Raw genomic sequence first — 12,450 nt, 5'->3', positions numbered from 1 at the left:
GAAATAAATTACAATCAATTGCTTAATAGAAGGTTAAGAATTTTTTTAGAACAGATTTGGGATCTAATTCTTTTTCAAAATTAGTACCTAACTGTCTAATAACTCAATTTTATAGTTCACACGATGTTATTCGTCGATGAATCTACGTTGGCGAATTAACGGTGATAGTTTTGGGATATTTAAATGTTGTTGTGAATCGCTTAAAATGTGTGGTAAATAATTTGTAGTCCTTTTCTTATTTTTGTTAAAACTTAAAATTGAATTTTTTTTAAAATAAAACATAACAAATTGAAATTCAGTTGATTGAATAAGATTTTTGGTTAAAGGTGAAAATTACAATTCTGTAGGAATTTATTGGAAATGTTAATTTTATTTGTTGTAGACTGTTAAAATTGATGTTAAAGAGGAAGGGAATTTAGATGGGCACTTTATCGGTAAATTCAATATGTTCAACGAAATAGGGTGATTATGATAGTATGTAAGGTGTATAATTAATCAAAGTATATTCTAGATATTTTTGGTAAAACAAAAACACCTTTTCATATTAATGAAAAGGTGTTTTCTATATATAGACGCTCTCGCGGAAAGTTAAATTGTACTACATATCAAAATTAAAATTTAGTTAAGTTCTATAGGTTAAATTCATATTAATTAATCATTAAAGGGTATCTAAATTATTTAGTATATCGTTGGCTTTCAATTGTATGTCGGCTATAGTATTTCCATCCATTTTATTTAGAAGGGCAAGCATCATATTCATACGTTGATTGTCTTTAAAATGTTCTTTCTTATCCGCCAGAAAATTCCAGTAAAGAGAATTAAATGGGCACGCTTTTTCTCCTAATTTTTTTGTGTGGCTATAAGAACAGTTAGTACAGTAATTGCTCATTTTATTAATATAATTAGCACTGCTTACATATGGTTTGGTAGCCACAATACCACCATCGGCAAATTGGCTCATGCCCCTAGTATTTGTAATCTCCACCCATTCTATAGCGTCAATATAAACACCTAAATACCATTGGTCGACTTCATCTGGATCCATCTGAGTTAGTAAGGCAAAATTTCCTATAATCATTAGGCGTTGAATATGATGGGCGTATGAGTTGTTTAAACTTTGACCAATTGCATGTTTTAAACAGTTCATATTTGTTTTTCCGGTCCAAAAGAAATCTGGTAGTTTGTTTTTATTTTCAAGGGAATTTAAATACTTATAATCGGGCATTTCTTTCCAGTAAATTCCTCTCATATATTCTCTCCATCCTAAAATTTGACGTACAAATCCTTCTACTTGAGATATTTGAATAGTGCTATTATTATTATTATTATTATTATTATTGAAGTGTACTATAACAGTATTAATTACCTCCTTGGGAGACAGAATCTTACTGTTCATAGCAAATGATAATCTAGAATGAAATAAAAACTTTTGATCTTCATGCATGGCATCTTGATAATCGCCAAAATGGGGAAGTAGATGATTGCAAAAATAGGTCAAGGTCTCCAAACATTCTTTTCTGGTTACCGGCCATATAAATAATTTAGCCTCAACTTGCCCAAAGGTTTTTACATTGGCTTTGGTTAGCTCTTCAATAATTTCTTCAACATCTTTTTTAAACTCTGTTTCTTTAGGTATGCTTGGCTGACCTTTCCATTTATTTCGGTTACTATGGTCAAAGTTCCATTTTCCACCTACGGGTTGATCGTTAGACATTAATATTTGGTGCTTTTTTCGCATCATGCGATAAAAACTCTCCATGACCATTTGTTTTTTGTCTTTGTAGAAATCTTGGAGCTCAAATCTTGTAGTGTAGAAATGTTCTGTATCTGCAAATAAAGTAGCTATAGCTAATGAGTTACATATATCTCGAAGTTGTTCATCTAACCTATACTCATCTGGCAACTGATATTCAAATTTATCGGCATTTGAATCATTGACTACCATTGAAATAATGTTCTTTAAATTTTGAGGATTATTACTATCGTTTAGTTTAAGGTAGATGAAGTTATGACCCTTGGCACTAAGGTCTTCTTTAAAACTTCGCATGGCTAAAAAGAAAGCTATTACTTTTTGTATGTGATGTTTAACATAGTCTGTTTCTTGGCGCATTTCGGCCATAATGTAAGTAATATCGTCATCTACATTTTTGAACCAAGAATGGTTTTGATTTAATTGATCACCTAATATTAAGCGTACTATTTTCATTCTTATCTTTCTTTAAAACAACGTTTCTTGTAACCACAGCCGTTGATAGCTACCAGCACTGTCATAACGTTCAGCCTGACTTTTAATATTGAATTTTCTATTTCTAGGGTCGTTTCCTACTCCGCTATTGTACATCCAATTTCCCCAATTACTGTGTGCATCGTAATCGATTAACATACTTTCAAAATATGCTGCACCCATTCGCCAATCTTGTTCTAACTCTTTAGACCAAAAGCTGGCAACATTTTGTCTACCTCTGTTACTCATCCATCCGGTTTCCGATAACTCCCGCATATTGGCATTAATAAAGGGTTCTTTTGTATTGCCGTTTGTCCATTTTTTTAGCGATTGCTTATCAGTTTTCCAGTCATAGGGTTTTTGAAGAATGCCAGATAGATGGAATATCTTATCGCCATGTTTTAATGATATGTACTTAAAATAATCACGCCAAATAAGTTCAAAAATCAGCCAATAGGTACTCTGGTTCTTGATAATTTCTTTTTCAAATCTTACAACTTCCCAATAGACGGTTCTTGGAGAAATACTTCCATTTGCCAACCAAGCAGATAGCTTTGAACTATAATTTACCCCTATTAATCCATTTCTAGTTTTTTTATAAAAGACGAGTTTTTGTGAATCCCAAAAGTAATTTTGAATTCGCTTTTTAGCTTCTTGTTCTCCGCCCTTAAAAGGAAATGCCGTAGAGTTATGTGTTTTAAAATCTTCAAAACCTAATTCTTCTAATTGGGGTAATTTTGTATTAGTATTTATTAAATTAGATTCGGGCATTATTTTATAAGCTGATGTGGAGATTCGAACTTGGCAATTAGCTTCACACTTTTTTCTGAAGTTGGTGAATATTTCAGGAATTGAATTGAAATCTGCGTAGGGTATATCGGTAGGATGAAATAAAAATTGATCATACTCTTCATTAAATTGAACGGTAGATGATACTTTGCTCTTAACCTTGGTGAGTACCAACTCTTCGTCTCTTGTCCATTCTTTTTGTAGAAAAACATTGTTTATGTTGTGGTGTTCAATAAGTTTTGGCAAATAGTCTTCAGACCTACCAACATATATGAATAAAGGAATGTTTAATTTTTTAAGTTCTTCTTTCAGTTGGCTAATCGTTTCGAGTAAGAACTTAGCCCTGTATTTTTCAGTTCTTTTAAATCCGTATTCGTCATATTCAAAAAAAGTAGATTCAAAACAATAGAATGCAATAACTGTTTGACCTTTAATAGCATTGTTTAACGAGGAGTTGTCTGCTACCCTTAGGTCGTTTCTAAACCACATTAAATTATTCATGTATTATCTTTTTTGGTTTATGGCGTTTGCATTTTTCACTACAGTATTTTACGTTGTTCCAGTTGCGTTCCCATTTTTTTCGCCAAGAAAATGGTTTTTTACAAGTAATGCAGGTCTTTACAGGAAGGTGTAACTTTTTATGAGCCATTAGAGTGAGGAGTGTAATGGCTGATCTGGTTTGGCATATGATAACCGTTGAATTAGTTTGGGTAAAGCATAACCATCTAGTCCATTTGTGACCATAGTGTTGATTTTATCCAGTTGCAACCATCCATCATCGTGTAAAATGTCATTCGGTAAATAAATATGCTCAATAGCCCCTATGATCATTAAACAACCATTCTCCTTAATTTCATATTCATTTATATATCTACAGCCTAATTTTACGATACTCTCACCAACATAGGGTGCCTTAAAATCATCTAAGTATGTTTCTGTTAAATTGGTTTCTGTAAATTCTGAAATTTGCTCTTCATATTTTGCAGACGTTTTATGTGACTCTTCTATTATTTTAGTGTTAACGTGGTTAACTGTGAAAAATCCCGTTTCCTTAAAGTTTTTGTAAGTGTGTCTCTTTACCGTTAAAGGTCTTAGAATAAAGCCCAACATTGGCGGACTACTACCAATATGAACTACAGAATTGAAAATGGCTAAATTGCTACAGCCCGATAAAGATTTTGTGCCAAGAAGATTGGCAGATTTATAGCCAGTGCAACTATTGATCAAGTGAGCCCTATACCGACTCGACATTTTTTTCATGTCGTTAGAATTGAAATGTTTCAAAGTGTTTCTTTTTTGTTTAATAAAAATACTAAATAATTAAACAAAAATTAACTTTATCGGATAAATGATTGTTTACTTTATTACCGTAAAGCTTATAATTAAGGCATAATTTCATATTTTTAACATTCACTTAATGTAGGCTTAAAGCCCAATACATGACCCAAGAAAAAAAGAATATTGCCATTATAGGCTCTGGACTAGTAGGATCATTACTAGCAATTTATTTGAAGAGATACGGACATAAAATTACTGTTTTTGATAGAAGACCAGATATTAGGAATATTGAATTTTCTGGCAGGTCCATTAACCTGGCTATGAGCAATAGAGGTTGGAATGCTTTGAAAACAGTGGGCATCGAAGATGAGATCAGAAAAATTGCCATACCCTTAGATAAACGTGCCATGCATGTAATAGGCAAGGAACAATATTTTCAAAAGTATGGTAAAGATGGTGAGGCAATTTGGTCCATATCAAGGGGAGTGTTGAATAAACGCATGATTGACTTAGCTGAAGAAAATGGAGTTGATTTTCGTTTTGAAGAAAAAGTTTGGGATATTGATTTGCCCGAAGCAATAGTCTATACAGGTGAAACAGAAAAAGGTGAATGGAAAGAGTATCCATTTGATCTGGTTTTTGGCTGTGATGGTGCTTTTTCGAGAGTACGACATAAAATGCAGCGTCGTAGTAGGTTCGACTATTCTCAAGATTTTATTGATGTAGGCTATAAAGAATTGACCATACCTGCCAATGCCGATGGTACACATAAATTAGATAAGCACTCTTTTCATATTTGGCCACGTGGCAAGTTTATGTTCATAGCAATGCCCAATTTAGATGGTAGCTTTACCTGTACGCTTTTTATGCCTTTTGAGGGTGATATTTCTTTTGAGAGTTTAAAAACAAAAAAAGATGCCGTCCATTTTTTCAATACTTATTTTCCTAATGTTAAGGATGAAATAGAAAATTTGACCGAAGATTTCTTTAGAAACCCAACTAGTGCCATGGTAACCATGAAATGTTATCCTTGGACCTATTGGGATAAAGTTGCTCTGGTAGGTGATTCCGCTCATGCAGTGGTGCCATTTTACGGACAAGGAATGAATGCCGGGTTCGAAGATATTTTTGTTTTAGATCAATTGATTCAGGAATTTGGAGATGATTGGGGGCATATCTTTTCTACATATCAAGAAAAACGAAAGCCTAATGCAGATGCTATAGCTGAATTGAGTTATAGAAACTTTATGGAAATGAGTAGTAAAACGGCTGACACAAATTTTTTACTTCAAAAGAAAATAGAAAAACACTTTTCTACAAAACATCCAGAGAAATGGATACCCGCATATAGTAGGGTTACATTTTCAAACAGACCGTATTCAGAAGCACTAGCCGAAGGCGATGCACAGGAGGAAATAATGAAAGAGGTTATGAAAATCCCAGGTATCGCTGAAAAGTGGGATAGCGAAGAAATTGAGAACTTGATGTTGGAACTAATAAAATAATTACCGGTTAGACCTCATTTCACTTTTACGCATTGGCATACTATCAATTAGCTCAAATATCTTGTTTAAGTTAAAAGGATATGATTTTTTAGATTTTATACCGCCATCTTTACCCACCAAAATATAACCATTATAAACTTTAGGTAAAGTATTTGAATTTGTAATTTCAAGAGCTTGTCCATTGCTGCTATAGAATACATTGTTTTTAAAAACGAAAACTCGAACGTCTCTTTCAATTAAACCAGCAGAATTTTTTGCAATTATTTCTACCGCAGAATTTACTTCGGCAACATTGTTATTGTTTTCATATAGAATTATTAATCTATTGTTCCATTTAAAGTTGGTTATATCTTGAGCTTTAGTAATGGAACTGAACATCATTATTAAAATGGAGACAATTTTTAATGTATTCATAGATATGAATGTAAACAAAAAAGCCATCTTTTAAAGATGGCTTTTTAAATGTATAAAGTTTGCTTTTATAATTTAGCGAACATTTTTTGCATTTTTTCACTTTCTTCTTCAGCAAGCGTAGGATCAACTAAAATACGACCACTGTGCTCATCTGTAATGATTTTCTTTCTAGAAGCAATTTCAACTTGTACCTGTGGTGGTATCGTAAAGAAAGAACCACCAGAAGCACCTCTTTCAATTGGAACGACCGCTAAACCGTTCTTTACGTTGTTACGGATACGAGCATAGGCCTTAACCAAACGCTCCTCAATTTTATCTTGGAACTTGATAGATTCTTCTAATAACGCTTTTTCTTCCTTCTCTGTTTCTGCAAGAATAGCGTTTAGCTCACCTTTTTTGTGCTTTAAGTGTGCTTCGCGTTCAGATAAACGTTCTTTAGTTTCAGAAATCACAGCTTTCTTTTGCTCTATTTGAGCTTTGAACTCCTTAATGTTCTTTTCTGCCAATTGAATTTCCAATTCTTGGAACTCCAATTCTTTACTAATAGAATTGAATTCTCTACTGTTACGAACATTTTTTTGCTGCTCGCCGTATTTTTTTATTAAAGCCTTTGCTTCTTCAATCAGGTTCTTCTTAGCTCCAATTTCAAAGTTTATATTCTCTAAATCGGTTTTAAGCTTATCCATTCTCGTTTTTAGGCCAAGGACTTCATCTTCCAAATCTTCTACTTCTAAAGGTAGTTCACCACGAACATTCCTTATTTCATCAACCCTAGAATCAATTAATTGCAGATCATATAATGCTCTTAACTTTGCTTCTACAGACGAATCTTCTTTTTTTGCCATATTAAAAATAATTGATGGGATTTGTTATACTTTCCGATAAATGGATTGCAAAATTAGGAATTTTTTTTGTAAGATAATCAACTAAAAGGTTTTTTGTAAACTGCTCAGTTTCAAAGTGTCCAATATCTGCCAAAATTATTTGATTTTCAGCCTCGTAAAATTGATGATATTTAAGGTCGGCGGTAACGAATACGTCTGCTTTAGCCGCTTTGGCTGCTCCAATAGCAAACGACCCACTTCCACCAAGTACAGCTACTTTTTTAATCGGCTTTTTTAATAAAGCGGAATGGCGCACCAATTTAGCGTTCATTTTTAGCTTAAGTTCATTAAGAAATTCCAGTTCTGAAACTTCTTCGTCCAATTCACCGATCATTCCCATACCAATATGTTGGTTCGTATTTTCTATAGTCTGTATGTCATAGGCAACCTCCTCATATGGGTGGGAAGCTAATAAAGCTTTGGTTATGGCAGATTCTCTGTCCTTCCCAAAAACACAAGTAATCATTATTTCATTTTCAATGTGCGTAGTTCCTATTTCTCCAATTGTCGGATTTGCCTCTTCATTTGCTTTATAGCTGCCGTTACCCTCAACTGTAAAGCTGCAATTGGAATAGTTGCCAATATTACCTGCACCTGTTTTAAAAAGCGCGTTTTTAACTTCCTCTATATTATTTTTAGGTACGTAAGTAGTTAATTTTTTGATAGTATTCTTTTGCGGAAGAAGCACTTTTGTATTTGAAAGGCCAAGTACATCACAAATTTTAGCATTTACGCCATATCTGGCATTATCGAGTGCGGTATGATTGGAATAAATAGAAATATCATTTTTAATGGCCTTAATAACTACCCGTTCCACATAATTTTTACCGGTAATCTTTTTTAATCCTCCAAAAATAATAGGATGAAAACTAACAATAAGGTTACAATTTTTGGCTACGGCCTCATCAACCACATTTTCTAAGGTATCTAAGGTAACCAGTATGCCGCTTACTTCGTTAGTTGCATCTCCTACTAATAAACCAACATTGTCAAAGTCTTCGGCATATGGTAGAGGAGCAAATTCTTCTAATATCTGGGTAATATCTTTTACGGTCATTTTATTAAAAAATAAGTTATTCAAAGATAAATTATTATAATTTCGTTGCGATGCAGGTGTTACGAAAACTTCTTTTTCCCATATCATTAATTTACGGAATAATCGTGTTTCTAAGAAACCGCTTGTATGATGTGGGTATTTTCTCTTCAATATCTTTTACAACAAAGACTATTTGTGTAGGTAACCTAAGCGTAGGGGGAACGGGTAAAACACCTATGATCGAGTTATTGGTTCGTACACTTTCTGATAATTATGATGTTGCTATTTTAAGCAGGGGGTATAAAAGAAAATCTCAAGGTTTTTTGCTTTCAGATGATAAAACGAGTGTTGAAAATTTAGGCGATGAGCCATTTCAGCTAAAAAGTAAATTTCCAAAAGTAGCTGTTGCCGTTGATGCTGACAGAAAAAATGGTATTCATCAACTTGAGAAAATGGTTGATCCAGATGTTATTTTGCTTGATGATGCTTTTCAACATAGAAAAGTAAAACCCGAATTTTCAATTCTATTGACAGCTTATGATAGTTTATTCACTAAAGACTGGTATTTGCCTACAGGAGATTTAAGGGATTCTAAAAGGGAAGCAAATAGGGCAGAGGTTATTGTGGTAACTAAATGTCCGTCAAATCTATCGCAATCGGAAAAATCAAAAGTTCTTTTGAGCATAAAGCCAAAATCGCATCAAAAAGTATTCTTTAGTTATTTGGTCTATAATACAGATTTAAAAGGAGCTGAAATATCGCTTGAAAGTTTTAAAGATAAAAAGGTGACATTGGTAACGGGTATAGCAAATCCGGCGCCATTAGAGAACTTTTTAAAATCATACGGTATTGTATTCGATCATTTAAGATTTAATGATCATCACTTTTTTAAACCAACGGAAATAGAAAATTTAAAAAGGAAAGATACCATTCTAACCACCGAAAAAGATTATGTGCGCCTGAAATCAAAAATACCAAACCTACATTATATAGAGGTGAAGCACGAATTTTTGTTTGGGAAAAATGAGTTGTTCAAAGAAGAATTGAAACAGTTTATGTCAAAGAATTCTTAGCTTTTTTATCAAAAATGTTTTCTCCGATTTTCTGATAGAAAATATCTGGTTTAAATGGTTTGGTTACGACATCGTTACAACCGGCAGCATAAAAACTCTCTAAACTGTCATCCAACGAAATTGCCGTAAGTGCAATAATCGGAGTCTCTTGGTTGAATTTTCTAATTTCAATGGTAGCTTCTTCACCACTAATTCCGGGCATATGAATATCCATTAAGATGGCATCGTAAACATTTTCTTTGGCCAAATCAACCGCCTCATGCCCATTATTGGCAATATCACTGGTCATATCCCTTTTGGTCAGCATCTTTTTAGTAATGACCTGGTTTATTTTATTATCCTCAACTATCAATAAATGAAGACCTTTAAAGTCATAATCTTTCGGAGTAATTTCAAAGGAAACATCTTCAGTAAGGTCATCAATACTCTTCATCTTTATTTCAAAAAAGAATGAACTACCTTGGCCTAAATTACTCTCAAGTTCAATTTGACTGTTGAACAGCCCTAAAAGACTTTTTACAATAGTTAAGCCAAGTCCGGTACCGCCATATTCCCTATTAATTTGAATAGAACCTTGTTCAAATCCCTCAAAAATACTTTTCTGCTTTTCTTTCGAAATACCTATTCCGTTATCCTTTACCTCAAAATAGATGGTGACTTCGTCTTGATTCTTATTCAATAATTTAGATATCACCTTTACTTCACCTCCTTTGGTAAATTTGATGGCGTTACCGATTAAATTCATGAAAATCTGCGATAATTTTAAAGGGTCGCTCAGTAAATGGCTTGGGATATCTTGATCATACTCTAGAATAAGAGTGGTATTGTTAGATTTGGCACTTTGTCCTAAAGAATTGATTACCTCGTTAATTACCTTTTTAAGGTTGAACTCCATATTTAAAGGTTCAAGCTTATTGGCGTCAATTTTATTGATATGAAGAATATCGTTTATAAAATTAAGAAGATAATCTCCTGAGAATTTTAAAGCTTTTAAATGTTCTTTTTGGTGTTCTTCAGGATTTTCCTCGAGCAATAAATGGGTAAGCCCGGTAACTGCGTAAAGCGGTGTTCTTAACTCATGACTAACCGTTGAAAGAAAATTTGTTTTTGCTTCCATAGCTTGTACCGCACCATCTCTAGCTATTTGTAATTCTTTGTTTTTTGTTTGTAAAAGATCGTTGGTCTTTAATTTTATTTGATTGTTTCTGTATAAGGTTACTGCCAATAATGATATGATAATCAAAAATGCGGAAGTTAAAATAGCCGTTAACTCAGACCTGTTTTGAGATTCTGTAAGTTCTTCGATTTTCTGTTCTTGACGTGCAATTTCTTCCGTTTTGTAATTGTCCCTTATTTTATCTGCCGTTTTTGCCTCTATTTTGCTCTTTTCGATATTGAAAATAGAATCTTTTAATTGAACCAGATTTTGACTATTACTAAGCGATTTTTGATATAATCCTAATTTCTCATATACGGTTGTTAGTAGGATATTGGCATCTTTAAAATCTTCTAAAAAACCATTGTCTTCTGCAACGGCCAATGCATTTTCGCCATTTTTGGCAGCTTCTGCGTAGTTTTCAAGTCCTAGGTTTAGCTCGGCAAGAGTAAGATATGCCTGGCTGGTCAAATATTCCTTCTCATATAAATCAGTATTTACGATAAGGGAATTTAAATTTTTAGTGGCACTGTCATATTTTTCAAGGCTTAAATAAACTTTCGCCTCGGTCAGTAGTAAGTTGTTGTAGAAATTGCGATCGTTATTAAGTTGTTTGGCCTCGTTCAGCATAAATAATGACTGAAAATTTCTATTACTCCTATGTAATAGAATAGCTTCAATATATTTGTGCATACCATCTCCGTAAGGATAAGAAATATCCTTAAGCAATACACTGGCACGATCCCAATAGAATTCTGTGTCGCCTTCCTTATCTATTCTTAGGTATAAAAGCGCAAGTTCATGTAGACTATCTATTAAGCCTTTAATGTCTTCACGTTTTTCGGCCTCGTTAGCAGCTGTGTTCAATGTTTCTAAAGCCAGGTCGATCTTATCCTGGTTTTTGAACTTTCTTGCTTGGTCAAAATAAGGTTGAATATCTTTTTTGGAAATCGGGTCTTGAGAAAATACGGCAGTAGTAGTCGCCAATATTACAATGGGGACTAGTAAAATTTTAAATACTTTATTTAAAAATAAAATTCTCAAATATATTTTTTAATAGTAATGAAATTAATTAAATCTATAATTCTACTGCTATAACCTGTTTCGTTGTCATACCAACCAATAATTTTTACCATTTTGCCTATGACAGAGGTCATTAAAGAATCAAACGTACAAGAATAACAACTATTGTTTATGTCTATAGAAACTATTGGATCTTTAGTATAGTTTATGATATTCTTAAATTCATTTTGAGCAGCCTTTTCAAAAGTATCATTTATTTCTTCGATACTTGTCTCTCTTTTTACATTTAAAGTAATGTCAGTCAAAGATCCATTAGGCACAGGTACCCTAATACCGCACCCTCCGATGGTATCTGCCAATTCTGGAAATATTCTTGTTAAGGCCTTTGCAGCCCCCGTGGTTGTAGGAACAATGGATTGAGAGGCGGCGCGTGCTCTTCTTAAATCTCTATGGGGTTGATCGTGTAAACTTTGATCGGTAGTATATGAATGTATGGTCGTAATATAAGCTTGTTCAATACCACATAAATCGTTGACCACCTTGATCATAGGCGCTGCGTTGTTGGTGGTACAAGATGCATTCGATATTATGTCATCTGATGCCATCAACGTATTTTCGTTAATGCCAAAGACAATCATTTTAATATCATCTTCCGTTGGTGGAACGGATAGAATAACCTTTTTAGCACCATTTTTAATATGGTGAGATAAGGTATCCCTATCCTTGAACTTACCGGTACATTCCACTACTAAATCTACATTTGAACCAGCCCAGTTAATCTTGGAAGGGTGAGGTTCGTTATGCAAAATTATACGCGATTCATTAACAATAATATGAGTATCATCGCATGTGATATCTAATGGAGAAGTACCGTGTATGCTGTCATACTTTAATAAGTGTGAAAGCGTTCGGGTATCTGCCAAATCATTTATTGCAACCACGTTCAAATTAGGGTGTGCTTGCAAAAGGCGAAATAGGGTTCTTCCTATTCTTCCGAAACCATTGATGCCAATATTTAATTTTTGCATTGGTTACCGTAAATATTTATACTAGTGACTACAGAAGTTT

Annotated in this window: 11 protein-coding genes; 2 read left to right on the top strand and 9 right to left on the bottom strand. The window is 33.5% G+C overall.

Translation table 11 applies throughout. The features are described from left to right. Positions 1–658 precede the first annotated feature (658 nt). From DCS95_RS06680 to DCS95_RS06665, 4 genes are read right to left on the bottom strand one after another with little or no spacing between them, the layout of a single operon-like run. The gene (locus DCS95_RS06680; RefSeq protein WP_116769982.1) at positions 659–2,206 is read right to left on the bottom strand and encodes a cryptochrome/photolyase family protein; all 1,548 of its coding nucleotides are present in this window, start codon (positions 2,204–2,206) and stop codon (positions 659–661) included. A gap of 12 nt (positions 2,207–2,218) precedes the next feature. Next, a complete protein-coding gene (locus DCS95_RS06675; protein WP_116769981.1) occupies positions 2,219–3,514 on the bottom strand; it encodes a DASH family cryptochrome in 1,296 nt (431 codons plus the stop codon). Then, a complete protein-coding gene (locus DCS95_RS06670) occupies positions 3,507–3,662 on the bottom strand; it encodes a DUF2256 domain-containing protein (RefSeq protein ID WP_116769980.1) in 156 nt (51 codons plus the stop codon). The genes DCS95_RS06675 and DCS95_RS06670 overlap by 8 nt, the downstream gene beginning before the upstream one ends. Then, on the bottom strand, positions 3,662–4,297 hold the full coding sequence (locus DCS95_RS06665; protein ID WP_116769979.1) for a flavin reductase family protein: 636 nt from the start codon (positions 4,295–4,297) through the stop codon (positions 3,662–3,664). The genes DCS95_RS06670 and DCS95_RS06665 overlap by 1 nt, the downstream gene beginning before the upstream one ends. A 155-nt stretch (positions 4,298–4,452) precedes the next feature. On the opposite strand from DCS95_RS06665, the gene DCS95_RS06660 reads away from it, so the two are divergent. Further along, a complete protein-coding gene (locus tag DCS95_RS06660; RefSeq protein WP_116769978.1) occupies positions 4,453–5,796 on the top strand; it encodes an FAD-dependent oxidoreductase in 1,344 nt (447 codons plus the stop codon). On the opposite strand, the gene DCS95_RS06655 is transcribed toward DCS95_RS06660, so the two are convergent. From DCS95_RS06655 to DCS95_RS06645, 3 genes are all read right to left on the bottom strand, one after another. Next, positions 5,797–6,210, bottom strand: coding sequence for a DUF4174 domain-containing protein (locus DCS95_RS06655; protein WP_164674135.1), 414 nt, complete (start codon positions 6,208–6,210; stop codon positions 5,797–5,799). 65 nt (positions 6,211–6,275) lie between these two features. After that, entirely contained in the window at positions 6,276–7,055 is a 780-nt protein-coding gene (locus DCS95_RS06650; RefSeq protein WP_116769976.1) for a zinc ribbon domain-containing protein, read from the bottom strand. Position 7,056: 1 nt separating this feature from the next. Next, complete coding sequence (locus DCS95_RS06645) at positions 7,057–8,151, bottom strand: Nif3-like dinuclear metal center hexameric protein (protein ID WP_116770187.1); 1,095 nt, start codon at positions 8,149–8,151, stop codon at positions 7,057–7,059. Positions 8,152–8,255: 104 nt separating this feature from the next. Between DCS95_RS06645 and lpxK the strand changes: the two genes are divergently transcribed. Then, positions 8,256–9,203, top strand: a complete 948-nt coding sequence (gene lpxK / locus DCS95_RS06640; protein WP_341865179.1) for a tetraacyldisaccharide 4'-kinase — start codon at positions 8,256–8,258, stop codon at positions 9,201–9,203. Here the strand turns inward: lpxK and DCS95_RS06635 are convergent. Continuing rightward, complete coding sequence (locus tag DCS95_RS06635) at positions 9,184–11,403, bottom strand: hybrid sensor histidine kinase/response regulator (protein WP_341865178.1); 2,220 nt, start codon at positions 11,401–11,403, stop codon at positions 9,184–9,186. The two genes, lpxK and DCS95_RS06635, sit on opposite strands and share 20 nt — an antisense overlap. Further along, a complete protein-coding gene (gap, locus tag DCS95_RS06630; RefSeq protein WP_116769974.1) occupies positions 11,400–12,410 on the bottom strand; it encodes a type I glyceraldehyde-3-phosphate dehydrogenase in 1,011 nt (336 codons plus the stop codon). Before gap ends, DCS95_RS06635 begins: the two co-directional genes overlap by 4 nt. Positions 12,411–12,450 lie beyond the last annotated feature (40 nt).

This window comes from Maribacter litoralis (genome assembly GCF_003075045.1).
GTDB lineage: Bacteria > Bacteroidota > Bacteroidia > Flavobacteriales > Flavobacteriaceae > Maribacter > Maribacter litoralis.
The sequence above is the reverse complement of the archived record's forward strand: the minus strand, read 5'-3'. Positions and strand labels throughout refer to the sequence as shown.